27 protein-coding genes are annotated in these 24591 nt (G+C 48.5%); 6 read left to right on the forward strand and 21 right to left on the reverse strand.

The genetic code is table 11. The features are described from left to right. Nucleotides 1–98: 98 nt before the first annotated feature. The 8 genes from era to rpoE all read right to left on the reverse strand — a co-directional run bounded on the left by era (nucleotide 99) and on the right by rpoE (nucleotide 7410). On the reverse strand, nucleotides 99–1034 hold the full coding sequence (era, locus tag FJ444_RS15235; RefSeq protein WP_140959645.1) for a GTPase Era: 936 nt from the start codon (nucleotides 1032–1034) through the stop codon (nucleotides 99–101). Next, on the reverse strand, nucleotides 1027–1710 hold the full coding sequence (rnc, locus tag FJ444_RS15240; protein ID WP_140959647.1) for a ribonuclease III: 684 nt from the start codon (nucleotides 1708–1710) through the stop codon (nucleotides 1027–1029). Before rnc ends, era begins: the two co-directional genes overlap by 8 nt. After that, a complete protein-coding gene (gene lepB, locus FJ444_RS15245; protein WP_140959649.1) occupies nucleotides 1710–2612 on the reverse strand; it encodes a signal peptidase I in 903 nt (300 codons plus the stop codon). Before lepB ends, rnc begins: the two co-directional genes overlap by 1 nt. Beyond that, nucleotides 2612–4408 carry a translation elongation factor 4 gene (gene lepA, locus FJ444_RS15250; protein WP_140959651.1) on the reverse strand — a complete coding sequence of 599 codons (1797 nt, stop codon included), beginning with the start codon at nucleotides 4406–4408 and terminating at the stop codon, nucleotides 2612–2614. The genes lepB and lepA overlap by 1 nt, the downstream gene beginning before the upstream one ends. A 194-nt stretch (nucleotides 4409–4602) precedes the next feature. After that, on the reverse strand, nucleotides 4603–5058 hold the full coding sequence (locus tag FJ444_RS15255; protein WP_140959653.1) for a SoxR reducing system RseC family protein: 456 nt from the start codon (nucleotides 5056–5058) through the stop codon (nucleotides 4603–4605). Further along, nucleotides 5055–6143, reverse strand: coding sequence for a MucB/RseB C-terminal domain-containing protein (locus FJ444_RS15260; protein WP_140959655.1), 1089 nt, complete (start codon nucleotides 6141–6143; stop codon nucleotides 5055–5057). The genes FJ444_RS15255 and FJ444_RS15260 overlap by 4 nt, the downstream gene beginning before the upstream one ends. A gap of 8 nt (nucleotides 6144–6151) precedes the next feature. Then, a complete protein-coding gene (locus tag FJ444_RS15265) occupies nucleotides 6152–6736 on the reverse strand; it encodes a sigma-E factor negative regulatory protein (RefSeq protein ID WP_140959657.1) in 585 nt (194 codons plus the stop codon). A 95-nt stretch (nucleotides 6737–6831) separates the two neighbouring features. Continuing rightward, entirely contained in the window at nucleotides 6832–7410 is a 579-nt protein-coding gene (gene rpoE / locus FJ444_RS15270; protein WP_140959659.1) for an RNA polymerase sigma factor RpoE, read from the reverse strand. 282 nt (nucleotides 7411–7692) lie between these two features. On the opposite strand from rpoE, the gene nadB reads away from it, so the two are divergent. Together nadB and FJ444_RS15280 are read left to right on the forward strand one after the other, a co-directional pair. Further along, a complete protein-coding gene (nadB, locus tag FJ444_RS15275) occupies nucleotides 7693–9336 on the forward strand; it encodes an L-aspartate oxidase (RefSeq protein ID WP_140959943.1) in 1644 nt (547 codons plus the stop codon). A gap of 44 nt (nucleotides 9337–9380) precedes the next feature. Continuing rightward, entirely contained in the window at nucleotides 9381–10124 is a 744-nt protein-coding gene (locus FJ444_RS15280) for a sulfite exporter TauE/SafE family protein (protein WP_140959661.1), read from the forward strand. Nucleotides 10125–10133: 9 nt separating this feature from the next. Here FJ444_RS15280 and FJ444_RS15285 read toward each other — a convergent pair whose 3' ends face one another. The 3 genes from FJ444_RS15285 to FJ444_RS15295 are packed head-to-tail and all read right to left on the reverse strand — an operon-like array spanning nucleotide 10134 to nucleotide 11643. Further along, nucleotides 10134–10985 (reverse strand): MaoC/PaaZ C-terminal domain-containing protein, encoded by an 852-nt coding sequence (locus FJ444_RS15285; protein ID WP_140959663.1) that lies wholly within the window; start codon nucleotides 10983–10985, stop codon nucleotides 10134–10136. After that, nucleotides 10986–11414 (reverse strand): protein YgfX, encoded by a 429-nt coding sequence (locus tag FJ444_RS15290; protein ID WP_140959665.1) that lies wholly within the window; start codon nucleotides 11412–11414, stop codon nucleotides 10986–10988. Next, nucleotides 11392–11643, reverse strand: coding sequence for a succinate dehydrogenase assembly factor 2 (locus tag FJ444_RS15295; protein ID WP_140959667.1), 252 nt, complete (start codon nucleotides 11641–11643; stop codon nucleotides 11392–11394). The genes FJ444_RS15290 and FJ444_RS15295 overlap by 23 nt, the downstream gene beginning before the upstream one ends. 256 nt (nucleotides 11644–11899) lie before the next feature. Here FJ444_RS15295 and FJ444_RS15300 point away from each other — a divergent pair, with 256 nt between their 5' ends. Both FJ444_RS15300 and FJ444_RS15305 read left to right on the forward strand, forming a co-directional pair. After that, entirely contained in the window at nucleotides 11900–12868 is a 969-nt protein-coding gene (locus tag FJ444_RS15300) for a folate-binding protein YgfZ (protein WP_140959669.1), read from the forward strand. A gap of 35 nt (nucleotides 12869–12903) precedes the next feature. Then, nucleotides 12904–13389, forward strand: a complete 486-nt coding sequence (locus tag FJ444_RS15305; protein WP_140959671.1) for a peptidylprolyl isomerase — start codon at nucleotides 12904–12906, stop codon at nucleotides 13387–13389. A gap of 61 nt (nucleotides 13390–13450) precedes the next feature. Here FJ444_RS15305 and FJ444_RS15310 read toward each other — a convergent pair whose 3' ends face one another. Both FJ444_RS15310 and nadE read right to left on the reverse strand, forming a co-directional pair. Next, nucleotides 13451–13789: a P-II family nitrogen regulator gene (locus FJ444_RS15310; protein WP_140959673.1), complete on the reverse strand. Its 339-nt coding sequence runs from the start codon at nucleotides 13787–13789 to the stop codon at nucleotides 13451–13453. A 6-nt stretch (nucleotides 13790–13795) separates the two neighbouring features. Further along, nucleotides 13796–14629 (reverse strand): ammonia-dependent NAD(+) synthetase, encoded by an 834-nt coding sequence (nadE, locus tag FJ444_RS15315; RefSeq protein ID WP_140959675.1) that lies wholly within the window; start codon nucleotides 14627–14629, stop codon nucleotides 13796–13798. Between the two features lie 207 nt (nucleotides 14630–14836). On the opposite strand from nadE, the gene FJ444_RS15320 reads away from it, so the two are divergent. Further along, nucleotides 14837–15379 (forward strand): GspH/FimT family pseudopilin, encoded by a 543-nt coding sequence (locus FJ444_RS15320; protein WP_140959945.1) that lies wholly within the window; start codon nucleotides 14837–14839, stop codon nucleotides 15377–15379. Nucleotides 15380–15731: 352 nt separating this feature from the next. On the opposite strand, the gene FJ444_RS15325 is transcribed toward FJ444_RS15320, so the two are convergent. Genes FJ444_RS15325 through FJ444_RS15350 form a run of 6 tightly spaced genes read right to left on the reverse strand, consistent with a single transcriptional unit; the run spans nucleotide 15732 to nucleotide 22632 of the window. Continuing rightward, entirely contained in the window at nucleotides 15732–16055 is a 324-nt protein-coding gene (locus FJ444_RS15325) for a hypothetical protein (protein WP_140959677.1), read from the reverse strand. 9 nt (nucleotides 16056–16064) lie between these two features. Then, on the reverse strand, nucleotides 16065–16526 hold the full coding sequence (locus FJ444_RS15330) for a type IV pilin protein (protein WP_140959679.1): 462 nt from the start codon (nucleotides 16524–16526) through the stop codon (nucleotides 16065–16067). Between the two features lies 1 nt (nucleotide 16527). Continuing rightward, nucleotides 16528–20598, reverse strand: coding sequence for a PilC/PilY family type IV pilus protein (locus FJ444_RS15335; RefSeq protein ID WP_140959682.1), 4071 nt, complete (start codon nucleotides 20596–20598; stop codon nucleotides 16528–16530). Continuing rightward, on the reverse strand, nucleotides 20598–21170 hold the full coding sequence (locus FJ444_RS15340) for a PilX N-terminal domain-containing pilus assembly protein (protein ID WP_140959684.1): 573 nt from the start codon (nucleotides 21168–21170) through the stop codon (nucleotides 20598–20600). Before FJ444_RS15340 ends, FJ444_RS15335 begins: the two co-directional genes overlap by 1 nt. Further along, nucleotides 21167–22015, reverse strand: coding sequence for a PilW family protein (locus tag FJ444_RS15345; protein WP_140959686.1), 849 nt, complete (start codon nucleotides 22013–22015; stop codon nucleotides 21167–21169). Before FJ444_RS15345 ends, FJ444_RS15340 begins: the two co-directional genes overlap by 4 nt. Beyond that, a complete protein-coding gene (locus FJ444_RS15350; RefSeq protein ID WP_140959688.1) occupies nucleotides 22012–22632 on the reverse strand; it encodes a pilus assembly protein PilV in 621 nt (206 codons plus the stop codon). Before FJ444_RS15350 ends, FJ444_RS15345 begins: the two co-directional genes overlap by 4 nt. A gap of 280 nt (nucleotides 22633–22912) precedes the next feature. Here FJ444_RS15350 and FJ444_RS15355 point away from each other — a divergent pair, with 280 nt between their 5' ends. Then, nucleotides 22913–23434, forward strand: coding sequence for a GspH/FimT family pseudopilin (locus tag FJ444_RS15355; protein ID WP_140959690.1), 522 nt, complete (start codon nucleotides 22913–22915; stop codon nucleotides 23432–23434). Nucleotides 23435–23781: 347 nt separating this feature from the next. Here the strand turns inward: FJ444_RS15355 and FJ444_RS21500 are convergent, their stop codons facing one another. Together FJ444_RS21500 and FJ444_RS15365 are read right to left on the reverse strand one after the other, a co-directional pair. Continuing rightward, on the reverse strand, nucleotides 23782–23949 hold the full coding sequence (locus tag FJ444_RS21500; RefSeq protein WP_219993906.1) for a hypothetical protein: 168 nt from the start codon (nucleotides 23947–23949) through the stop codon (nucleotides 23782–23784). A 51-nt stretch (nucleotides 23950–24000) separates the two neighbouring features. Then, nucleotides 24001–24591, reverse strand: coding sequence for a prepilin-type N-terminal cleavage/methylation domain-containing protein (locus FJ444_RS15365; protein ID WP_140959692.1), 591 nt, complete (start codon nucleotides 24589–24591; stop codon nucleotides 24001–24003).

The following is a 24591-nucleotide window of genomic DNA, read 5'->3' on the forward strand; positions in this document are numbered from 1 at the left end:
TTGGAACCACCAAACCTGTGCAACCAAGCCTAGCTAAAAAGCCTGCCAGTGTTGCTGAGTGGGTAAACTTCTATGCGAATTGGTATTTGCCTGTTTACTTAATCTTCACCGTAACCCAGTGAACGCAGCGCGCGCTCATCATCGGCCCAGCCAGATTTTACTTTTACCCAGAGTTCTAGAAACACCTTATTGTCGAACAGGCGCTCCATATCCAGTCGGGCTTGCTCACCAATGGTTTTCAGGTGCTTTCCGCCTTTCCCAATCACCATGCGCTTTTGCGTTTCACGCTCAACCAGAATCAAACCATTAATACGGTATACCCCGTTTTCAGCCAGCTTAAATTGCTCAATTTCCACTGTAGTGGAATAAGGCAACTCGTCACCGGTGAAGCGCATCAGCTTTTCGCGGATAATTTCCGCTGCCATAAAGCGGCTTGAGCGATCGGTAATGTAGTCTTCCGGAAAATAAAACTCACTTTCTGGCTGACGTTTACGCACCAAATCCCGCAGTCGATCAACCTGTTTGGTTTGTTTAGCACTCATTGGAATGATTTCGTCAAAATCGTGCTTGTGTTGCAAAACCTGAAGGTGAGTAATTAAAGCATCTTCGCTGGGTACTTTATCAAGTTTGTTTACTACCAGAATGCATGGCAGGCCTGACTGCTTTACTTTGGTCAGCACCATATCGTCGTCGTTGTTCCAGCGGGTACCTTCCACCACAAACAACACCAGTCCGACTTCTCCCAGTGAACTCGCTGCAGCGCGGTTCATTAATCGGTTGATGGCTCGTTTTTCTTCGCTGTGCAATCCGGGGGTATCTACATACACTGTCTGGCAATTGCCGTCGGTATCGATACCAAGGATACGGTGCCTTGTAGTCTGCGGTTTACGTGAGGTAATACTTACTTTCTGGCCCAGTAAACAGTTGAGCAAGGTCGACTTGCCAACATTGGGCCGCCCCACTATGGCCACCAAACCGCAGCGCGTGTTACCTTCTGGCGTATCCGGTAAATCCGGTTGTTCAAAATCAGTCATTGGTTAATGTCTCAAAGGCCAGTTTAGCGGCTTGTTGCTCAGCTTTCCTGCGACTACTTCCCACGCCCTCAAATGGCGCGTCGAGATTGGCAACCTGACAATGCACCACAAAGGTTTGCGCGTGGTCTTTACCGGTGATCTCAACCACCTCATACAGTGGCAAAGGCAGCTTGCGCGACTGCAAATATTCCTGAAGACGGGTTTTGGCATCCTTAGGGTGTTCATTGGGATCGAGCTTATTAATTCTGCTTTTCCACAAATGCAGTACCACTTCTTCGGCCTGTGCTAATCCGGCCTCCAGGTAAATTGCACCGATAATGGCTTCCATGGCATCGGCAATAATTGAACTGCGACGGTGTCCGCCGCTCTTCAGTTCGCCCGGCCCCAGATTCATAAGTTCACCCACATCAGACTCACGGGCCAGTTCGGCCAGCGTGTCGCCTTTTACCAGGGTGGAACGCATGCGGGTAAGCTTGCCTTCGGGTACTTGCGGAAATTTGTCATAAAGTTCTTTGGCAATGATCATGCCCAGCACTGCATCGCCTAAGAACTCCAGACGTTCATTGTGCACTTTAGCGGCACTTCGGTGCGTAAGCGCTTGCTTAAGCAGGCTGTTATCTTTAAATTCGTAACCGATTTGACGGGACAGCCTGGCATATGGGTTAATCCCTAGCATTACTGAATGCCACCTACACGGCCAAAACGCACACCTGATGGGATCCAGGACGGCACCCAACTGCTGGTAGGTCGGTCAAACTCAAAGCTAATCCAAATGGCTACGGCTTTTCCTACCAGATTTTCATCGGGCACAAATCCCCAGAAGCGACTGTCACGGCTGTTGTCGCGGTTATCACCCAGCACGAAATACTGACCTTCCGGCACAATCCACTCGTTCATTTTAGTACCGGGCTGAGTGAAGAACTCACGCGGACTGGCTTCACCCGTTGGATGCTGCAAAATGTCATGAGGTACTTTGCCCAGTTGCTCCGTCATGCGTCGAAGTGGCGTAAGGTGCTGCACAAATTCACCGCTGCTTACGAACTCTTGTGGCATTACCGTAAACTCTTCACATTTTGCACCGCTCACACAGGCAGGCTTGATGTAAATTTTCTTGTCGCGGTAAATTACCGTATCGCCGGGTAATCCCACTACTCGCTTAATGAAGTCTACATTAGGATCTTCTGGGTATTTAAACACCACTACATCACCGCGCTCCGGCGCACCGGTTTCAATGAATTTGTGGCGGAATACCGGATCTTTCAAACCGTAAGCGTATTTTTCTACCAGAATAAAGTCACCCACCAGCAGCGTGGGCATCATAGAACCGGATGGGATTTGAAATGGCTCGTATAAAAACGAACGCAATACCAACACAAACGCAATGACCGGGAATATTTGCTGGGCGGTATCTACCAAATAGGGAAGTTTGTCATCTGGCTGTAAAGCCGATTCGCCAAACCCAGCTACCGCATTTGAGCGATCGCGGCGTTTCGGACCGAAATACACGGCGTCCAACAGCCAAATCAAACCCGATCCCAGCGTTAGGATCACCAGCAAAATTGAAAAATAATTAGCCATTACTTAGATACCTTGAGTATTGCAAGGAAGGCATCTTGTGGCAATTCCACGTTCCCTACCTGCTTCATCCGTTTTTTACCTTCCTTCTGCTTCTGCAACAGCTTTTTCTTCCGGCTCACGTCACCACCGTAACACTTGGCGATTACGTTCTTCCGTAATTGTTTCACTGTGCTTCGCGCAATAACATGGTTACCAATCGCGGCCTGAATAGCAATGTCGAACATCTGGCGCGGAATGAGTTCACGAAGTTTTTCAACCAGTTCACGCCCCCGATATGGTGCATTCTCTTTGTGCGTGATCACGGCTAAGGCGTCAACGCGTTCACCGTTGATAAGAATGTCCAGACGTACCATGTCTGACACCTGGAAACGCTTAAAATTGTAATCAAGTGAGGCAAAACCGCGACTGGTCGATTTTAAGCGATCAAAGAAATCCAACACCACTTCAGCCATAGGAAGTTCGTAGGTAACTGCCACTTGTTTGCCGTGGTAGCTCATGTTGGATTGAATCCCGCGCTTCTCAATACACAGAGTAATAACGTTACCTAAAAACTCCTGCGGAACCAGAATGTTCGCTTCCACCATGGGTTCGCGCATTTCTTCAATTTCGTTCACTGCGGGTAATTTGGAAGGATTATCAACCTGAATCGTTTCACCATTGGTTTTCAGTACTTCATAGATTACTGTTGGTGCGGTTGTAATAAGATCCAGATCGTATTCCCGCTCCAGACGCTCTTGGATAATCTCCATGTGCAACATGCCCAGGAAGCCCACCCGGAAACCAAAACCTAACGCCGCAGAACTCTCTGGTTCGTAAAACAACGACGCATCGTTCAGGCTTAGCTTTGCCAGTGCATCACGAAAATCTTCGTAGTCATCCGAGCTAACTGGGAACAATCCTGCATACACCTGCGGTTTTACCTTTTTAAAGCCTGGTAAAGGTTTGTCGGCGGGATCTTTTGCCAGTGTAATGGTATCACCTACCGGTGCACCATGAATCTCTTTAATACCGGCAATAATAAAGCCTACCTCACCCGCTTTCAGCACTTTGCGCTCAACGGCCTTGGGGGTAAATACACCCAGGTTATCAACCTGATGCACCTGACCATTGGACATGATTTTAATTTTGTCTTTTACGCTTAACTGCCCGTGTACAATGCGTACCAGAGATACTACGCCCTGATAGTTGTCAAACCATGAGTCGACAATAAGAGCCTGTAGCGGTGCGTCCAAATCCCCTTCCGGTGGTGGGATTTGCTTTACAATTACTTCCAGTACGTCTTCGATACCTACGCCCGTTTTCGCCGAGCAGCGAACGGCATCAACCGCATCAATACCCACTATGTCTTCGATTTCTTCAGCAACACGTTCTGGCTCAGCCTGTGGCAAGTCAATCTTATTCAGAACCGGAACCACTTCCATGTTCATTTCGATGGCGGTATAACAGTTCGCTACGGTTTGAGCCTCCACGCCCTGCCCCGCATCCACCACCAGCAAAGCGCCTTCGCAAGCCGCTAGTGAACGCGATACTTCATAGGTAAAATCTACGTGTCCGGGTGTATCGATAAAGTTGAGCTGATACGTTTCGCCATCGCGGGCCTTGTAATCCAGCGTAACGCTTTGCGCTTTAATGGTAATTCCACGTTCCCGCTCCAGATCCATAGAATCCAGTACCTGCGCGGCCATTTCACGATCCGATAAACCGCCACAGGTTTGGATTAGGCGGTCTGACAACGTGGATTTTCCGTGGTCGATATGGGCAATAATCGAGAAGTTTCTGATGTGCTTATGTTGCATAATGCTTGGAAATTACCTGAAAAAATTAATGTAATGTCTGAAATAAAGTAATTACAACGCGGACAAACCAAGGCTGCGCATTGCCTTGCGTCATGATTTCAGACAGTATTCAAGGGTGCGGATTTTACCTATTTATTGAACTAAAAGCGAATGTAGTAGGTAACAAAACGCGATATTCATCGCCATTAAGTCGTTTACGACCGTACAGGGGTGTCTACGTTGCTGATTTTGTTTACGATCACAGGCTCATAACGGCCATTGCGTTGACGCCGTAAACGCGATGCTACCCATCTGAAGGTCAGCCAGGTAATGCCGCCCGAAAGCGCAAAAACGGCCAACTCATGCAGTGTGCTCAGTTCACTTAGTATTACTGCACTGCCAATCAAAACCAGCAAAGGCACGACATACATCATCCATGATGCAGATAGCAAATGTGCTTCGGGAATACCCAGAGTAACCAAATCACCGGCTTGCAGCGGCAATGGCGAAACCAAATCGAAGGTTTGCTGCTTAGGCGAAAACGCTTTTGCTATTGCACTGGTGCCACAGTCTTCAGCCGCCTGACAACTACCACATGCCGTTTTCACCGAAGCGCTAACGGTAACTTTGTCACCATTTACCGCAACAACGGTAGCCGTTTCAGTGATCACCCATTGGCTCCCGAAGCGCTCAGCGAATGCGCAATTTCATAAGCTGTTGCCGGGGGTATTTTACCGATAACCGTGATTTGTACCTGACCATTGGTAAGCGACAAGAATGTGTTAGTTGAATTGCGCAGCAGTACATCCGAATCGAGTGAGTCTTGTGCCGGTTGCACGTAAACAGATACGTCAACCAATCCGTCGCTGAATAATTTGTATTCAACCACTTGCCCGGTAAGCGCCAAACGACGGGTTTCACGTTTCACTTCATGCATGCCCAGCGGTAAAAACCTGACATCCCACTCATGTCGACGGGACTGCGGTGTCATTGCGACGGCCATGGGCAATGCTTCGGGGTTAATTTTATTAAAATACGGCGGTGGTGTTTCGGTTAAATTCACCCCGGTTACCTGAACCTGTTCAAGTAATGTCCCTTGTAAATCCACCATGTTGAGTTTCAACAACATGCCGGTTTCTTCATCAAGCCATAACTGGTAGTTGTAGCGATTATTGTCCCTGCTCACAATGCGGATTTGTTGTGCAGCCCTGCCGGACACCCTGGTGCGGCCAATGGTAATAAACTGATAGCCTTCCGATAGTTTTGACGGCTTATAAAGTAAGTCAGCTGGTACCGGGCCGGCAATAGCCGTTGCATAGATGCTATAGGGCTGCACATCCGGTTCAAACACACTCACTATGTTATCAATTCGGATCATTTCCTGGCCTGGGCCATTTTGGAGATTCAGTTGCTCGACTTCCGTACCGTCATCCAAAACCGCATGGCGCCATAAGTAGGGGATCACTTCTTGCCCGGGACGGGTTAACACATAAGACACTTCAAAATTGCGGTGGCGATTTGCCTGTGCAAGCCTCACCAGCCATTCGTCCGGAGAATAAACCGCAGGCAGCGCATTTTGCTGCTCATCCTGTGCATCGGCCCCTTGTTCGGGCGTGGACTCTGTTTCGGTGGATACGGCTTGCTCAGTATCGCTTTGCTGGGCAATTGCGGCTGTAGAAAGTGCTGTAATGAAAAGCACAAACAACAAACGCACGGTCTCGACCGTGCGTTTGATTAGATAAATCGTTGAAAACATATAAAAACTTATGGCTGATTAGGATTATCTTCTGCCGTCTGCTCAGATTGCTCTTCTGCGCGTTTCAGTTTTAATTGTTGTTCGTGATCAGCGAGCAGCGCATTAATTTGACGACGTTTTTCCAGCAACGCTTCCGTATCATTGTTGTTGCGAAGCGTCTGGCTCTGCTCCAGGCTCACAGGTGCAAGACCGGCCTGCGGCGTACCTGTGGTCTGGAATGTAGTAAACGGTTCAGTAGGCACAGGCTGATTCATTTGCTGCACACCCAGAATTACCGCAGCGGCCACAGAGGCTGCAACCGCAAACTGACCAGACTGGCGCATAAAAGGAACAATTTTGTTCACACCCGGAATTGCACGCCATTTGGATTTTGGCGCCAGTACGGTGGCTTCATTTTCCAGCGCGGCGGCGACCCGAGCAGTAATGTCAAATTCAGGCATTACTGTCGCTTCTTTACGAAGACCACTGCGAATAACGTGGTAACTACGCCATTTAGCCTGTAGTTCACTATCGTTTTTCACGCTGTCGATAAACTCTGCTTCGTTGAGTTCACCGTCCATAAAAGCCGATAATTTTTCGTGTTGCTGCGTCATAAAGTACGTTTTCCTGGTGTGACCTGGTTGCTATTCCCACAACCGGCTACCGTTTCAAATTCTACTGTACATCAAAAGTGGCAAATTGCCTACTTTCACGACTCCAGTAATGGTTGAATGACCTTATCAATCGCTTCCCTAGCTCTGAATATCCTGGAACGTACCGTTCCAACCGGACAAGCCATTACGTTTGCTATTTCTTCGTAGCTTAACCCCTCGATTTCACGCAGGGTAATTGCCATACGCAAATCATCGGGCAGTTTTTCTAAAGCCCGAAACAAGGTTGATTCAAGCTCTTCAGACAGTAGCGTTCGCTCAGGGGACGATTGTTCCTTTAACGCATCGCTACCATCGTAGTAATCTGCTTCTTCTGCATCAACATCACTGGCAGGCGGCTTTCGGCCTTGTGCCACTAAATAGTTCTTTGCACTGTTTACGGCTATGCGGTACAACCAGGTGTAAAATGCGCTCTCGCCCCTGAAATTGGGCAAGGCCCGATAGGCTTTAATAAACGCATCCTGTGTGACATCTGCCACATCACCGGTGTTCTTTACATAGCGCGATACCAAATGCATCACTTTGTGCTGATAGCGCGTTACTAACAGGTTAAACGCATTTTTATCGCCCTGCTGGACGCGTTCAACCAGTTGTTGGTCTGTAATCTGCTCGCTCATTCGAGCTATTTCTCCTACCTACTAAACTCAAACAGCTCATGCAAGCAAATGAGTAGACTGTGGGGTTTGCAAAAAGTTCGCAAAGATTGTGATCTTTTTTTCAATCGATGAATTATTCAGGATGTAATGGTGTGAAAAAACGCCGAAAATCCGCGTTTTCCTTTTACGTTTGCCCTGACTTTTATTAGACTTGCCGAAAATCACGCATTGTGACCCTAACCGCACATGAATTCAAATCCAACTTCTTCTGAATCGTCATTATCTTCTGCTGACAACGATAATATGTCCCCCAGCTGCGAACACAGCTGCGATGTTCTCATCATCGGTTCGGGAGCGGCGGGTCTTACTCTGGCATTATCGTTGGCCAACTATTGCAGAATCATTGTCCTGAGCAAAAGCGACTGTAACGAAGGGTCAACCCGTTATGCGCAAGGTGGTATTGCTGCAGTGTTTGACGAGCGCGATTCGATTGAATCACATGTTGAAGATACGCTGGAAGCCGGGGCACATCTATGCGATGAAGACGTGGTGCGATTTACCGCCCAGAATGCCAAATCGGCAATGGAATGGCTGATTGCACATGGCGTACCCTTCGACCAGGAAAAATCGGATGACGGGGAAAACCGTTACCATTTAACCCGTGAGGGAGGACATAGCTTCCGTCGCATTCTGCACGCTGCAGATGCTACTGGCGAGGCATTGCAAATTACCCTCAACGAAGCGGTGTCACAACATCCTAACATTCATATTTTTGAGCGTTACAACGCAATTGACCTGATTAAAAGTACCGATAATCCAGACAGTTGCAAAGGCGTGTACGTTTGGAACCGCCGCCGTGAGCAGGTAGAAGTGATCCGCAGCCGGTTTATCACTCTGGCCACAGGTGGCGCCAGCAAAGTATACCAGTACACGTCAAATCCGGACGTGGCCAGCGGCGACGGGATTGCCATGGCCTGGCGGGCAGGATGTAGGGTTGCGAACATGGAGTTTAATCAGTTTCATCCAACCTGTTTATTCCATCCGCAGGCCCGTAACTTTCTGATCACCGAGGCATTGCGTGGTGAAGGTGCACGCTTGTTGCACGCCGATGGCACACCGTTTATGGAGAAGTTTGATCCCAGAAAAGAACTGGCTCCCCGCGATATCGTCGCGCGTGCAATCGACTATGAAATGAAACGGCTGGGTGCCGACTGCATGTATCTGGATATCAGTCACAAACCGGCTGATTTTATAGTTAAGCACTTCCCAAATATCTATCGCCGCTGTCGGGCACTAGGTATTGATATTACCCGCGAACCTATTCCAGTGGTACCTGCCGCGCATTATAGTTGCGGTGGAGTAATGACCGATCTGAATGCAAAAACCGATCTGGACAACGTGTATGCCGTGGGCGAGGTAGCCTATACCGGTTTACATGGCGCGAACCGCATGGCATCCAATTCGCTTTTAGAGTGCGTTGTGTTCGCGCGTTCTGCTGCCGAACATATTCTGTCGCGATTGGATGAGCCCACCAGTAACGAACAGATTGCCCCCTGGGATGAGAGCCAGGTAACGAACTCCGACGAGGAAGTTATCATCCAGCATAACTGGCACGAACTGCGTTTGTTCATGTGGGATTACGTAGGTATTGTGCGCACCAATAAACGGCTGGAACGCGCTATGCGACGCATTAAGTTGCTGGAGCAGGAAATCAGCGAATATTATTCAAATTTCCGCGTGAGCAATAACCTGCTGGAACTGCGGAATCTGGTAACGGTAGCTGAACTCATTGTGCGCTGCGCGATGCAGCGGGAAGAAAGCAGGGGATTACATTACAATCTGGATTACCCTGATCGCGCTGAACATTCTTCGCCTTCAATTTTGGTACCATCAAAACGCACCCCCATGTCTGCGCCAGGCAATCTTTCTGGCGGATTTGACCAGTAGTCAGTGTGTGATTTGAGCAGTGTTTGATTTGAGAAGGAACGCTTATGGAACATTCAGTCGCTTTCTGGTTAGTAGCGATTGCAGGCGTGGTGCTTACCGGCATATCTAAATCCGGATTTGCCGGCGGCATAGGGATTGCCACCGTTCCAATATTATCTTTGGTTATGTCACCCATTCAGGCGGCTGCCATTATGCTTCCTTTGCTTATTCTGATGGACGCCTTCAGCGTGAAAGCCTGGTGGGGACAACAGAACAATCACTACCTGAAGCTATTAATCCCATCCGCCATCGCTGGCATCGTTGTTGGCTATCTGTTGTTCGAATACCTTAACGAACACATGCTTAAACTGGTACTGGGTGTGATGTCGCTGTGGTTTGCATTGTGGGGGTTAAGCAATGGCATGCAGCGGGTTACCTTTGGCTCCCGGCTTGCGGGCAGAGTGTTTGGCGCCATTGCCGGGCTAACCAGTTTTGTAGCACATGCTGGCGGCCCGCCGGTAAATATTTACTTATTGGCGAAGAAACTGCCCAAAGCGCAGTTTCTGGCTACCGCGGTGATCTTTTTTGCCGTGATTAATGTGATAAAACTCATCCCCTATACCCTGCTAAATCAATTTAACAGTGACAACCTGCTCATTGCGGCACTGCTGATGCCCTTTGGCTGGGTGGGTGTACGTCTGGGACTGGTGATCCAGCGCAAACTAAACGACCGGCTCTTTTACCGCATTATTCTGTTATTACTGCTAGCGATCGGAACCAAACTGATACTCGACGCTATTGTTGTTTAACATTGCGGGTTAGTCAGTAAGACGACCAATAAGATAAACCGATTTTTCGTTAGCGCGTCCATCGGCCATCACCGCAAAGGTATACTCGTTCCCGGCTGTTTGTTCTACTACCGCGTTAGCTTTGCCTGGTAAGAACAGAGGCCGTTTAAAAAGCACATCAATTTTCTGACCGGCAAGACGTTGAGATTGCTGCAAATCGCTAATTACACATGCAGCTGTCCACATACCGTGAGCAATAGCACGCTTAAAACCAAATAGCTTCGCGGTAAGCTGGCTTAAGTGAATAGGATTATAATCACCTGAAATGCGGGCATAACGACGGATCAAGGCACCACTGGCGCTTAATGGCGTAAGCTCACTGCCCTCTTCCGGGATCGCGGTTTCATCATCTAGCCAATCGGCTAAGCCTGTCGCTGAATGTGGCATTCGAGCTAAATAGGTACCCACGGCAGAATACACGGGTATACCGCGCTGTGAGGCCGTAACCACCACTTCAAATGCATAGCCCCGGCGGTGTTGAAATATCTGCCCGAAGCGCACAATAAGTTCACAGGGGATATCTGGCCGACACTCGGTGTAGTCGGTTACGCGATTACTGAGATGTATTAACCCCAGCATTGCAAATGGACTATGTGCGCCAGTAATCAGTTTTAATTGTAATGGTAATGATCTGGCCTGCCAGTATAACGGATGTAAGGTATCGCTCTGAGTCCACCCCACCAACTCGCAGTATTTTTGGTACCGCTTATTGTTTGGCAACAGGTTTTCCCATAGTACCGGCGCGCGCTGAAGGCTTTGAGCATCAGCGAGAGAAAAAGGCTTTGCCTTTTTCATGGCAGCTTGTAAATAGAGTCCCAACATTCAACTTAATCCTTGGCGGTAAATAACTCTGGCGAGTCGCCGGTAACACATATCATCAATCTGATCTTTCCATACCCACACATAGCGAGTGGTGTTGCCATATTGACTACGGAGAGCCACAAACAGCGCAAACGGCAACAGTTTCGACTGTGCAATGAGCCGCCAGTGTTCTGCTTCACCGTCGCCGTCTTCAGCCCTGCGCTCACTCCATTCGCCACTCTCGCTGAGCGTAATAAAGCGAGTGAAGTGGGGCTGACGCTGATATGGCCGCAGAATTGCAACGAACACCACCAGTCCAGCCAGCCATAGCCAGCCTGCGGGGGTGATTAAGGTTAAAAACAACATGGCAGCGCCCAACTGAATCCATGGCCAAACCTGTTGGTAACCGGAAGGCGCTAACGTAAAGTTATACTTTAACTCGGTTAACAATGATACTTACCATCTTAGCCAGCTCAGGATCATTACATTGCTGATGACCCATAAACCACGCAAATAAATCCGGATCATCACTGGTGAGCAGGCGCTCGAATATTTCTTTATCTTCATCTGAAAGGTCGTGAAACGCTTCTTCCACAAACGGTTGCAGTAATACATCCAGTTCCAGCATACCCCGGCGGCATGCCCATTTTAAACGTGCATAGCGTTTTTCAGAAAACATAATCGGTGTTCATTCCTGTCTTAAATCAGGCGGCAAATATAGCACGGATGTGCAGGTGTTGATACTGGACGAAAGTCGCCGCAGATCAATATAGCGAGGGCCAACTTAGCACAGGTTTTGGCAGTTAAAGGGCGCTTTCTTCGTATTAATATGTGGCGCAACAAATCCGTCTGTGCACACAGGTTTTGTATAGTGCTTGAAGTTTGTAAAAACTCCCCCACTATAAAGGTTCAGTTTTTGATTAAGCAGACCAGAAATGCAAACGATTCATCGCTTGAGCGAGCTTGAAAGCAACTATGCTATACCCCATCACCGCAGCCTGTTATTGGTATCGGGTAACGATGCCAAAACGTTTTTGCACGGGCAACTTACCGTTGATGTTGTCCACTTAGAAGCAGGACAAGTGCGGCGCACCGGTCACTGTGATCCTAAAGGGAAAAGCTGGAGCGTTAATTTGATAACGCCTGTCAATGACGCACTGCTGATCACCGGACACAAAGTGGGCGTTGAAGCGTCGCATGCCCAGTTTAAAAAATTCGGCGTATTTTCAAAAATTACACTCAACGATGCCACCAATGACTACGCCTCCTATTACATTAGCGGGGCTCAGGCAGAATCGGCTGTCGCATCGGTAATGGGTGCGCTGCCTGAACGGCCCATGACGTCATCCAGTAGTGACGCTGGTATCTGTGTACGCCTGGATTTACCGCACAACGGTTTGTTGGTGTTGTGCCATAACAACCAGATTGATTCATTAAATCAGGCTTTGGCGCAGGCTCAAATAACACAGTACACGCCTGAAGTACTGGATGCCATTCTCATTCGCGCGGGCGTACCAGAGATTACCCGACCTGAATTAGTGGGTGAATTCGTGCCGCAAATGGTTAATTTGCAAGCGTTAAATGGCATCGATTTTAAGAAAGGCTGTTATATGGGTCAGGAGGTGGTTGCCCGCACGCGCTATCTGGGCAGAAACAAACGCGCCGCCTTTATATTCAGAGTTGATGAACCGATAGAAGACATTGCCAGCAAACAGTTGGAAAAACAATTGGGCGAGCACTGGCGAGGTGGTGGCACCATTCTCAACGCAGCCACGTTGGGTGACGAAAGCTGGCTCCTGGCTGTACTCAGCAACGATACCACTACGGAAGATGTCTTTAGGTTGGCGGAAAATCCAGCTTCACAGTTGATCCCTGTCGACTTGCCGTATACGCTTGAACAATAACGTACCACTTAACACCATCAATACAAGGTAACATTATGCAAATATCTGAAAACAGTGTAGTCGTTATGCATTACACTGTGAGCACGGAAGACGGCACAGAGCTGGATACCTCTCGCAATGGGCATCCTCTGGCAGCCCTGTTAGGCGGCCGTTTCCTGATCAGCGGGCTGGAAGAAGCCCTGCAAGGTAAACAAGCCGGTGACAACTTCTCAGTTACGATTGGTCCGGAAAAAGCCTACGGCGAACGTTTGGATCAACTGGTACAAGAGGTACCCCTGGCCATGTTTAACGATCTGGATGTGGAAGTGGGTATGTCGTTTCGCGCAACCACGGACCACGGTGAACAATCTGTTGTTGTGATTGATAAAACCGATGATCAGGTCACCATTGACGGCAATCATCCGCTGGCGGGTATTACACTGTCGTTCGAAGTCGATATTATTGAAGTACGTGAACCTACTGCGGACGAACTGCTGCACGGTCATGTTCACGGCGCCGGTGGCTGCGGTCACAACCATTAATAGTGAATGAAGTTACAGCAAAAAGGGGCATGATTGCCCCTTTTTTATTGTATTGAGCCCATTAAATGGCTTCGTCATCCTGCTCAGACGTGCGGATACGAATGGCTTGTTCAACTGGATAAATAAAGATTTTACCGTCACCGATTTTGCCCGTTTTCGCTGACTTTAAAATCGCTTCAACCGCCACATCCACGCGGTCATCAGTAAGAATAATGTCGATTTTTACTTTTGGCAGAAAATCCACCTGATACTCAGCACCACGGTACAATTCAGTATGGCCTTTCTGACGACCAAATCCCTTTACTTCAGTCACTGTCATGCCGGCAATACCAACGTCTGCCAATGCTTCTCGTACATCATCGAGTTTGAACGGTTTTATTATTGCTTCAATCTTCTTCATGTTCGCTTACTCTTCGTAAATAGTAGGAATAGGTACACGTTTGTGCTGTGTTCTCTGATAAATATACAACAACTTTTCAGCAACTTCTGGTGCGACTTCTTTGCCTTCCAGAAAATCGTCAATTTGATCGTAAGTCAGTCCCAGCGCCTGCTCATCTGCCTTCTGTGGTGAAAGCGACTCCAGATCGGCTGTGGGTGCTTTATAAATCACTTTAGATGGTGCGCCCAGGTGTTCAGCCACCTGCCGTACCTGGCGCTTGCTCAAACCAAACAGTGGCGCCAAATCACAGGCACCGTCGCCGTACTTGGTATAAAACCCGGTAATGTTTTCCGCAGAGTGATCGGTGCCCAACACCAGGCCATCTACCATACCGGCAATTTCATATTGAATAACCATGCGGGTACGGGCCTTTACATTGCCTTTTACGAAATCCTGTTTACCTTCATCGGCGGGCAACAAGCCTGCGCCTGCCAGCGCATCGCAGGTTTGTGCATGAATAGCATCGGCCCCTGGTTGCACATTTACCGCTAACGCTTTAGTTGGCTTAATAAAATCAATCGATGCCTGCGCATCTTCTTCGTCGGCTTGCACATGGTACGGCAAGCGCACAGCAATAAACTGATAGGCTTTGTGATGTTCTGCATTCAGTTCATCCACGGCGATTTGTGCCAGACGCCCCAGCGTGCAGGAGTCAATTCCACCGCTAATGCCCAATACCAGCGAAGTCATGCCAGATTGCAGTAAATGCTTCTTAATAAAGTCCACTCTGCGGGTTACTTCGTAGTCGACATCAATAGCCGGAAGTACCTTCATTTCATCTATAACGGCTTGTTTGTCCATGAGTCACCATTTACGCTTTTTCGAATGTGTACAGTCTACGTTAAATACAGGGGCTTTGTCAGCTTAGAAAAGTTACCAAAGTCTATGAAATTTCACGCCTTAGTGGCACAAGTTTATACGCAAAACATACCAAAGTGTCTATTATCATAAGCTTGACCCATACACATACGTTACACTAACGGTTACAGGATTCAATTCAGATTAGTTATGCGCCAATCGGGATATACGTTACTTGAACTCATGGTTACCATTGCCGTACTCAGCATTGTTATTGCTGTGGTGGTGCCTGGTGCCCGTGATCTGGTGAATCACACCCGCTTAAGCAGTGAAATCAATGAATTAAGTAGTATGGCGAGACTCGCTCGATTTAGAGCCATGGACGAACAATCCAATGTTATTGTGTGCCCTACCCAGGACTACAGTAATTGTTCAACCAACTGGACTTACGGCAAGATGGCGTTTGTTGATATTAATGACGATGGCGTACGAAACAGCAACGAAGCCATGTTAGCTTCCACTGAAGTAATGCATGGCAGCCTGAAGATATTCGCCCCATCCCAGGCCCTGGTCTTTGACCGTCGCGGTGGCGCCAATCTCACCACCACCATCACACTATGCGATACAACCCTAAAAGCGTCTGCCGCAGTAGGTTTAATCATCAACGGCTATGGCAAAATTGCCATCGCTGCCGACAGTGATGACGACGGAATTAAAGAGAATCACGCAGGGAATAAACTCGCCTGCTCTTAAGGCCTCCGGACGCAATAACCCGTCTCAGGAACAGTTACTTTTCGGTTTGCTACATTTGAAAATAGCCGGACGTCACATGTTACCCGGTATTATTCAATGAAGTTAATAACTGTATCGTTGCTCACCTGTTCTGCCGCATGTTGCTTTTGCTATGCATGAATAGTATCAGCTATTTTTACTGCCTGTTGATGTCGTTAATTCCATTAAATGTGCGCTTCGGCAAGCAACCTATCGGGAAAGTGTGGCGGGATAACGGACGGTATCGCGGCTACGCAATTTTCCGTTATCCCCCTGTACTATTTGTTAGTTTCTCATTCCTCAGTAATTGTTTTATCACCTGAGTTAGGGTGTGCTATGCATTGCGTCGTTTCGCACGTAAAAACAAGTAGAGGTGAGATGCCATAGCGCCGGTACTGTAAGAAAGCAGCACCATTCCTTTGGCACGATAAACACTGAACAATAACAGCAAGCCAACAAAAAAGGCCACAATAAAAAGCCATACGCTGCCTTCTGTGTTGGCATCCGGATCGCCTAAAGCACTCTCGAGGAAAGGGCAAATCGCGCCGCAAAGAAAGCCAACGGTAAAGTCAAATTCAGGCAAGAAGGGGGCTAAACCAAAGGCAATCAGCACAGAAATAAGAAGCGCAATCCGCTCTCTTAATAGAGTGATTCCCATTGAAGATAACTAGCAAGACCAACAATATTCGCCGGCGGATATGCTGCCGTCATTATTTTTGTCCCACGCTTTGCGGCCATCGCTGAAGATATATAAGTTACCATCGCCGGCCTGAGCAGTGCCACTCACCGGAATGGCGCGCAGTTCAAAGCTGTTGCCGTCGGTACTGACACTGGAAATCGTCAGTGTGTACTTTTTATCAGAAGCCGACTCGGTAGAGGGTGAGTAGGTAGCATAGATTGCGGGCGCGCCGGTATTGCCGCCTCCACTTGCCGCGCCGTTATAACTGAATGTGGTTGCATAGTGGCGCTCCATTGCCGCAGCCAGGCTCATTAAGTCTGCTTTGGCAGTGCCACGGTTAGTGCTTACCATCATGGATTGATAAGAGGGGTAACCCACCGCCGCGATAATACCCACTATTACCACAGCAATCATTAACTCGATTAAGGTAAACGCTGACTGGCGTTTCATATTATTGCTCCACTTCTGTCGACCAGCTGCCACGCATAACCCGCTGGTAGCGACCGAATATGTTCTGACTCAAACACTCAAATGCCGACGTACAGGCTTCTTCGTTGCCTTGGTCGTCTACAGACACTACGGCCGATACACACTCTGTACCCAAACATATTGTGGGGTTAGACGCATCTTCAATCAATATTTTAGTGTCCGGTGCAATACCGGTTTGCGTTAGCGTTATAAAACGGTCGTCATTAGTCAGATCGCCGTCGGCATTTAAATCACCTGCGGCGTTGCCATCGAGCAGGTTAACCAGGTACGCACGGCTGTTACCGGCTGGCGGAGCACACGAGCTTGTGCTGCTGGCTGCCGGTACATAGGTAGTAAAGAACACCTTGTAATTAACAATAACCGGGGACGACAACACTTTTTCGCCAGACGTTTGCAATTGAAGGTACCAGCCCTGTTTCGACGCATATTCGCTGATTGCAACACTGCGGGTAGCGTCATCGCTGGACGTTAACGCATGGCTGGTGGCATCAAACAAATCGTTTTCGGTAATGGTGCTGGGGAAGGTAAACTCGCCGCCAGAGTCCAGCGTAAACACCCCGGTATCCTTGATCATATAAAAGCGATCATTCACTACCTGATCCAAGGGGTTGGCTCGCCAGCCGCTGCCGATTACCACAGCGTAAAAATTCTGACTGCCCAAGGTGACTTCGGATACGTCAACCCCGTAATAGAAGTGACGGTTATCGCCGTTTGCACTACCCGCCAAATCCGCAATACGCTGCCCTTTTATAAAATCGCTGCCGGACTTACCGTTATATACGTCAAAGCGGAATACCTGCCCGCCCATGTCGGTTGCATACAGGTGATCGGCCAGTCCGTCGTTATCGCGATCAATTGCCGCAACATGACCCGGTATTGAATAGGTCATATCCGACAAATTTAAGTCTGCGCTGCCGTTAGACGCCTCCCACAATAGCGCGCCAGTATCAGCATTAAATATCATTACGGCATTGCCAACCACATCCGGCGTTCTGGTTGGGTGGGTATCCTGTCCGACATCATAGCCGCCGCCCACTACCATGACGTTGTATACGGTGCCGCCCATATTCATTTTGGTAATAATCGGGCGAGACCAGGTTTGCCCTAGATTTTCCAGTCCGCTACTGCCGCCCTCAATGGTAAAAACCAGGCTTGGTGATGTTTTAGAAGTAATATCAAATACATAGTAATTTCTGCCGCCGCGACGCATACCTACATAAAGGTATTTTTTATTATTGAATTCACGCAGCACCATGTGTCCGTCCAGCCCATAGATATGCTGATAGCTGGATGCGTCCTGATAAAAGTCTTTGGCATTGGCCAGCATCTCTTTTGGCGCAACGGCGAAATATTCGTAGCCGGTGTCTGCGTCAAACGCATGCAGATAACCGTGGTTGGTGGCAATGTAAATAACCGAGTCGTTAGTACCGTAGTTCACAATTACGGGCTGCGAATGAATGGGATCGCCCATTTGCAAACGCGCTTCGGTTAAATCGCCATCGCCATCAAAATCGCGTAAGTCTATCCCCCTGCTCCATTGCAGTAATTGAGTACGCAACCCACTGGGATTGCTTTCGGTATCGGTATCCATGTCGGCAGTTGAAATTGCTGAGTTGTTTTCATGGATCTGATTACCACTCTGGATAATGGCACCCGGGCCATCAAAGAAGTAAATATTCCGACTGCCATACAGCAGTGACGCCGCGCCGCCTTCGCGTACATCCGCGCCGTCAAGCGTAGGCGACCAATAGCTGTGTGAACTGTCGGCAAAGAAGCCGGTATTTTCATCTACCGCCACTAAGCCGTTTTGGTCGAAAACCTGATCGCCGGAAATACGGTATTTCTTGAGGTTCCCGGGCCACAAGGTGCCTTCGGCAGGTTTAAATAACGCGTAATATAACTCATCCTGATGGGTTAAGCGGTTGAGCTGGTTTACCGCTACCCCAGGTGATACGAAGGTGGCGTTGACATCTTTTACCGAGCGCAGAATAGTTTGAAAGGCAGCCAGTAGATCGGTGCTGTTACTGGCAGTATAAAAACCGCCACCGCTATTGAGTGCCAACTTATACAAGAAGTTATTTGCCGTATTGTTCGCTGCGAATCCAATGGTGTGAGTAATTACCTTTGAATTAATCACCGAACTGGCCGATTTACTAATATTCGACACCAAATCCAATCCGCACAGTTCACCTGAACTGGCAGACTGACACGATGTACTCAGCAAATTTTGAATTTTAGATGCACTGTGGTTGCTGTTCGCTTCACCGTCTGACAATAACACAATGTGGTTATTGGTTTGACACTGGAGATCCTTAATTGGACTGATGTATGTTGCAGGAGAGGGAATGTATTCCCCGGTACAGCTGCTGTCACTGAGATTATCCGCAGTACAGCCATAAGGGAGAACCGAGTCAGCTCCACTGTAGGAATCACGATGACTCACACGGGTGTTACGTCGTACGGTGGACGATGTATCCGACTGACCACGCGCCAACCCGTAATCCACGTTTAATCCGCCATAATACAAAGACGCTTCATACAAGGTATCCACTATCGGCGTATAACCACTGGCAGACAAGTCATCTACTTTACTTATCAACAGGTCTCTGATGGTTAATGAGCTACCCGCCTGAGCATTCCCGCTAAATTCAATGTATAAGCGCGGTGCCTGGGATGGCTTTCCGGTGTAAGAATAGGCGCCACGAACACTGGTAAAGTTACTCAACACAAAACCAACTGCATTACCTGCCTGCCAGCCGCCACGGGCAACGATGGCATTTAAAATACTACTGACGTCGACGGTTTGGTAATCACGATTGCGCCGGAAATCAGGCATAGACCAGGTAACACCAGCCGTTTTTGCGACATTTCGCAAATAGTGTTTACTGTGAGATCGGAAATTACTCACATCGTCAGCATCAATCCCCTGAATCAACATAGATGCTCCGCTGTCATAGTCGGAATCATATGCCGTGAACTCGAGATAAGCCGAGGAAATTGTAGCGCCCTGGGGAATATTCAGCGCTTCAAATCTTAATCCAATATAGTTGTTCGCATCACTGCGAAAGGTCAGTTCCTTACCGGTAGATTCATTACCCTGAGTATTTTCTTCTACGTTGTCGTACTGATCGGTAACCTGGTATTGCGAACTATCGGCAATACAACCGGTTGCGGTAGTTTGATCGTATTCAATAATGAGTTGTGGCGCATTGCCAGTACCATCGTCGTATCCCACTGCTTTGCGCGAACTTGCCGTACTGTTGCCCTGAGCATTCAATATAATAGTGAGAGCGTTACCACCACACCAGGTTGATAAATCAACAATTTCCTGAATTACCGGCGTGATATCCGGGGTACTAACGTCACTTCCTGCAGACGGGAATTCGTTACCCGTGCTCCAATCCACTGTTGCAGTGGTTTGAGTTTTCGACGAAATCGATCCAGAGGTGGTTGTGAGTGCCGACGAATTACCCACGCTTTCACCCGCAATGGTAATAGAAGTGTCTGCGATATTGTATGACGCAGAGGTAAATTTTAAATACGCAGAGGTGATGACCGATCCCTGTGGGATATTCAGTGATTCAAAACGAAAAGCAGATGTTACCGGGGTGGTTGAATAACTGATCACGATATCGTTTGAAGTGGTATTAACACTTGAACTCATCTCATAACCATCGTTTTGAGAACTTTGAGTAGAGGTACTCATTTGTACATCGATGGTTTGATTAATATTGGTAACCGGATACAGAATAGGACCACCGTAATCTGAAAATCGCATCAGCCCAGCGTTGATATTGGTGGCCTCGGCTAGCGCGGTTTTCAGCGCATTTTGTACCCGCAGCATGCGCGACTCTGTGCCCCCGTCCATAGACGTCATACTTCCCGACGTATCCATAATAAATAGTACGTTGGGGTTATAGGTTTGCGCGCTGCTCGACGTACCAATAAAAATGTCCAGGTCGTCTGCAACCGCAACATTCAAAAAGGTGATAAGAGAAAAGCTGCAAAGCCAGCTTACACTGCGAAATTTCATTATTGAGCCTCCGTTGAAGGACCAAACACTGCAACGGTAAGCGTATTCGCTTTGGTTACCCGTTTTCCTTCAATTTGACCACATCCCCGAATTACAAATACGTGACAGCGCAATCCACCGCTGCCAATAACGTTGCTGGATCCCCGGCATGGCCGCTCTACCACAAACGCCGTGCGCGACCAGCTATCCACATTGGGCTGAGTGTGAAACTGCCCGGTTGCGGTGTGCTGCTGCCCTTTCGACAAACCACTTGCGGTTAACTGGCGGTTTGTCCAGTCTGCACTGTTGTCACAGGCAAGATTGGCATTAGCCGGGTCAAACTGGGTCCCTTGTCGCGCGGCAGTAAGCGGATCGTCAATGTTGTCGTCGGTTAAAATAGTGTCGTCTTCAGACTCAAATATCACTCCCGCTATAGCGGCTTCTGCCGCGTCAAATGCCAGGCCCTGAGCCTGCACAGAACTGGCCATTTTTGTTTGACTAACACTACTGCTTACTGCCGCTATCCCTAACAAGGTAACGCACAATAAAAACACCAGTGCAATTACCAGCACTACACCTTGCTGAGACTTCATAACGCAGCACTCCCCACATAATTCAGGCTGTTTCGCAGCGCAACAGACACCGCAAAAACCTGGTAATAATGTTTTACATCAAGGGTTAACGGGGCTTCGGATAGCAACCTGACCTGGTTGGTTGCCGTATTTTGAATATTGGTAGGATCGCTTTTCAATAACAGTTCAATACGAATACTAACCACTTGCTGATTCGCCAGCCTTGCTGCTGCCAGCTGACTGGCATCAACAAACTGCACTACCTGACTGTTGTTATTGTTTACATCATCAGACAACCCGTACTCCACCTGAAAGCTGGCAACATTGTCTAAAATGACCACTTCACTGCTGGGCGTTGTATTGCCCACCAACCCTCGTAAGTACCGGCCACTGTAGCCAATACACTTTAATTGGTCGCCGTCGATAAAATAGCGATTCACCACATGCATTTCCTGTGGTGCCACTAACCCGAATGTATTGCCGGTACAATCTTCGCCAGCCAGTAAATTCACCACCACTTCATCACTGCTGGTGGTACTTCCTTCGGCACTGCCTACACTGCCCTGCGCATTGTAATCGCCAGGTAATGCTACAGGCTGGCTTTTTACAAAGCTGGCTTCCAGCAGTAAATCTACCGAATTGTCGACACTGGCTACCGTGGTGTCGTAGCGTCCCGCTTCCATCAACTCTTCCTGCAAGCGCATCGAAATATAGCGGCCAGACTCCTGCACCTCGGCAATCGCCTGATTCAACGTATTAGTAGCCCGAGTACTTACCAGAACCTGAATAACGCCCACCGTTAACACCAGCCCTAACAGCATGGAAATCATTAACTCAACCAGTGAGAAGCCGGACTGCGTTTTCACAGGGTGATCTCCTTAATTACGCAAGCCCGGTTAGTACTGCCGGTTATTGCACATCGCGAATCGGCCTGCACACTATTACCGGTGCTGGATTTTACCGGCCAGCTAACCGCGATACTGACCAGAGAACCAGAAGTACACAATTTAGCATCGCCTGCATCCCGATCGCTGCAGGTAACACTCAGCCACATATTGGGGTTACTCCGGACAGCCTGGCAGCTCGCTTCCCAACCGGTAAAGGTAGCAAGATCATTTACGGAACACTGCGCCCCACGGCAATTGGGAATACCTGCGGGTAGGGTTAAACAAAGACACTGGTAATTATTGCTACTGGCATTACAGGACACGTTTTGAAAGTTGTACACGTTGGCATTGAAAAAGGCATCGTCAATTTCCCAGCCATCATCGGTGCTGGAGGGTTCTGCCACGGCAACAAGTTGCTCCGCTACGTAACGCGCCACCAGCTCACCCTGACTGCGGCTGACCGACTGCACGTTGTTAAAGGTACCGGTAAACTGCAAAGAGGCGACACCTAACAGCCCAACAGACAGCACAAAGAGACTGACTAAAATCTCCATCATACCGACGCCGGTTTGGGTTGTAGGACGTTGTCTTATCATTTCCAATACCTGTTTTGATCAGAGTGGTTGCTGGTTGCGGGTGTTAACACATTGCCAGATATCCCTGGATTCCGTGTTGTACCTAACAACATCCACTATTACGTTCTAGCATAGTAGATAAATTCGCAGAGAATTGCATGAGATTAGGGTAGCTGTGGCGGCGATTTCGTATGAGTTTGAATAACTGTTCCAGCTCCACCGGCCAACTGCACCTGAGCCCAGCATTATTATCGGAAGGAATGCGCTATGGTTGAGTCATAACGCACATAAAGGACTGCTCATGCAAACAAATCACCGGGGACGATCTGTAATTGAGCTGCTTATTTGCCTGTTGGTAATATCCATTTTACTCACCAAGGGGATAAGCAGTTACACGGCCATGCAGAAGCGCCAACAGTTGATTGGCGCGGCGCAAACGAGCTATTTTTTCCTGCAACAGGCGCGTAGTGAGAGTATTCGCGATAACGCCGCTATATACGTCGATATTCATGCAACCGGCGCGGCCTGCCTGGGGCTAAGCGAACAGCCGGGCTGTCAGTGCAATATTGCCAATAGCTGTTTAGTGAACCAACAACAACAGGTGCTTGATTATGCTGAATACCCCAGCGTAAATATTGCCAGTGTATCATTTGGCAACCCGCCTCAAAGCCGCTTTTTACCGCCACGAGGGATGGCAACAGGTTTTGCCGGCAGCTTGCAATTTACCAATGGCGAGCACACACTAAAGGTAATTTTAAGTAACATTGGCCGGGTACGGATATGCACTACCACGCCCCCATTTTCACCTTTTAAGAGCTGTTAATTGCTGTTTTGTTATCGGTGAATAGCTAACAGCATTGAATGTAATTCAAATTATTGAATAACTAACCGCCGTGCTGGCCAACAGGCTTGCCATGATATACGGCCTCTACCCGATTGCCTGATGGGTCAAACAAAAACGCGCCAAAATAGTGTTCGTGTTAGTGTTCGGAGTAGTGTGGCCGAATCCCGGGGGCACCATTGCATTGCCCACCATGTTCGATACCACGTGCATAAAATTATGTCACCGCTTCTCGTGATAACGCCTTAAAGCACCAGTGTCTGGCATCATCCGTGTTGGCATTAGTTGATTCGTATACGGCAAGGCAGGTATGCCCTTCCTCGCCCGCCTTACACCGTACGCGTTACACCGTACGCGTTACGCGGTTCACCATACCCCAAAGATGTTGCAGTCTGATACACTTTTTCACAGCCCAATGCCTGCATTACAGCATTATAAAAATCAACGCAGCTTGCCAGGTTACGTACTGAAATAGATACATGATCCAATAATTGCATTGCTCTTCCTTTTTTCGCGTTGTATCTAAAAGCCGAGCAATCTGCGAATGTTCAATTACCCGGTAAAGCATTGCCAGAAAACGGGACTGGAATCGGTGTATTATAAGGCGTGAGTGCAGCCGCTGCCCTGACGGCGAGTAATGGTGCAACCAACCCTTCGGCTTCAACCTGCCTCAACGAACCATCGCGGTCTGTCCAGCTAATAGTAACAATTACCTGCTTAGCTTGCACAGGCAACTGATGTGCACTATGGCCGGGTGAAAGCTGACTTGCTTTCACCCAGGTATCAGTTATGCCGTCGCCAGTGGTATCCACAAAATAGCGGTCCTGGGCTTGCCAGTTGCGCTGAAACCCAATAGATACCGTACTTGATAGTGGATGACTAAACGGGCCTGGCGGCAGTGCGCCGCCTGTATTGGTTGCAATGCTAATAAAATCATCAGCGGGATTTCCTGTTGAACTCAGCCACTGAAACTGCGACAAATCATCCAGCTTCACCTGTGCCAGGTACCAGGCATGCGTACGCATCACCCGCTCTTCATCCATTTTCCCTAAGTGCGCTTGCAGCGTTATCATGCCCGTACCACAGAGTGCAACCAAGGCAGTAGCAATTAACAATTCAATAAAAGAAAAGCCCCGCAT

Source organism: Aestuariibacter sp. GS-14 (assembly GCF_006494365.1).
Taxonomy (GTDB): Bacteria; Pseudomonadota; Gammaproteobacteria; order Enterobacterales; family Alteromonadaceae; genus Alteromonas; species Alteromonas mangrovi.

What these genes read in the sequence shown, in the direction of transcription:
- lepB (WP_140959649.1), bottom strand. Translation starts at nt 2,612, where the DNA reads ATGGCTAATTATTTTTCAATTTTGCTGGTGATCCTAACGCTGGGATCG.
- FJ444_RS15280 (WP_140959661.1), top strand. Translation starts at nt 9,381, where the DNA reads ATGGAACATTCAGTCGCTTTCTGGTTAGTAGCGATTGCAGGCGTGGTG.
- FJ444_RS15285 (WP_140959663.1), bottom strand. Translation starts at nt 10,985, where the DNA reads ATGTTGGGACTCTATTTACAAGCTGCCATGAAAAAGGCAAAGCCTTTT.
- FJ444_RS15350 (WP_140959688.1), bottom strand. Translation starts at nt 22,632, where the DNA reads ATGATAAGACAACGTCCTACAACCCAAACCGGCGTCGGTATGATGGAG.
- era (WP_140959645.1), bottom strand. Translation starts at nt 1,034, where the DNA reads ATGACTGATTTTGAACAACCGGATTTACCGGATACGCCAGAAGGTAAC.
- lepA (WP_140959651.1), bottom strand. Translation starts at nt 4,408, where the DNA reads ATGCAACATAAGCACATCAGAAACTTCTCGATTATTGCCCATATCGAC.
- FJ444_RS15310 (WP_140959673.1), bottom strand. Translation starts at nt 13,789, where the DNA reads ATGAAGAAGATTGAAGCAATAATAAAACCGTTCAAACTCGATGATGTA.
- nadE (WP_140959675.1), bottom strand. Translation starts at nt 14,629, where the DNA reads ATGGACAAACAAGCCGTTATAGATGAAATGAAGGTACTTCCGGCTATT.
- FJ444_RS15325 (WP_140959677.1), bottom strand. Translation starts at nt 16,055, where the DNA reads ATGGGAATCACTCTATTAAGAGAGCGGATTGCGCTTCTTATTTCTGTG.
- FJ444_RS15260 (WP_140959655.1), bottom strand. Translation starts at nt 6,143, where the DNA reads ATGTTTTCAACGATTTATCTAATCAAACGCACGGTCGAGACCGTGCGT.
- FJ444_RS15265 (WP_140959657.1), bottom strand. Translation starts at nt 6,736, where the DNA reads ATGACGCAGCAACACGAAAAATTATCGGCTTTTATGGACGGTGAACTC.
- FJ444_RS15355 (WP_140959690.1), top strand. Translation starts at nt 22,913, where the DNA reads ATGCAAACAAATCACCGGGGACGATCTGTAATTGAGCTGCTTATTTGC.
- FJ444_RS21500 (WP_219993906.1), bottom strand. Translation starts at nt 23,949, where the DNA reads ATGCAATTATTGGATCATGTATCTATTTCAGTACGTAACCTGGCAAGC.
- FJ444_RS15335 (WP_140959682.1), bottom strand. Translation starts at nt 20,598, where the DNA reads ATGAAATTTCGCAGTGTAAGCTGGCTTTGCAGCTTTTCTCTTATCACC.
- FJ444_RS15305 (WP_140959671.1), top strand. Translation starts at nt 12,904, where the DNA reads ATGCAAATATCTGAAAACAGTGTAGTCGTTATGCATTACACTGTGAGC.
- nadB (WP_140959943.1), top strand. Translation starts at nt 7,693, where the DNA reads ATGTCCCCCAGCTGCGAACACAGCTGCGATGTTCTCATCATCGGTTCG.
- FJ444_RS15300 (WP_140959669.1), top strand. Translation starts at nt 11,900, where the DNA reads ATGCAAACGATTCATCGCTTGAGCGAGCTTGAAAGCAACTATGCTATA.
- FJ444_RS15295 (WP_140959667.1), bottom strand. Translation starts at nt 11,643, where the DNA reads ATGTTTTCTGAAAAACGCTATGCACGTTTAAAATGGGCATGCCGCCGG.
- FJ444_RS15330 (WP_140959679.1), bottom strand. Translation starts at nt 16,526, where the DNA reads ATGAAACGCCAGTCAGCGTTTACCTTAATCGAGTTAATGATTGCTGTG.
- FJ444_RS15365 (WP_140959692.1), bottom strand. Translation starts at nt 24,591, where the DNA reads ATGCGGGGCTTTTCTTTTATTGAATTGTTAATTGCTACTGCCTTGGTT.
- rnc (WP_140959647.1), bottom strand. Translation starts at nt 1,710, where the DNA reads ATGCTAGGGATTAACCCATATGCCAGGCTGTCCCGTCAAATCGGTTAC.
- FJ444_RS15340 (WP_140959684.1), bottom strand. Translation starts at nt 21,170, where the DNA reads ATGAAGTCTCAGCAAGGTGTAGTGCTGGTAATTGCACTGGTGTTTTTA.
- rpoE (WP_140959659.1), bottom strand. Translation starts at nt 7,410, where the DNA reads ATGAGCGAGCAGATTACAGACCAACAACTGGTTGAACGCGTCCAGCAG.
- FJ444_RS15320 (WP_140959945.1), top strand. Translation starts at nt 14,837, where the DNA reads ATGCGCCAATCGGGATATACGTTACTTGAACTCATGGTTACCATTGCC.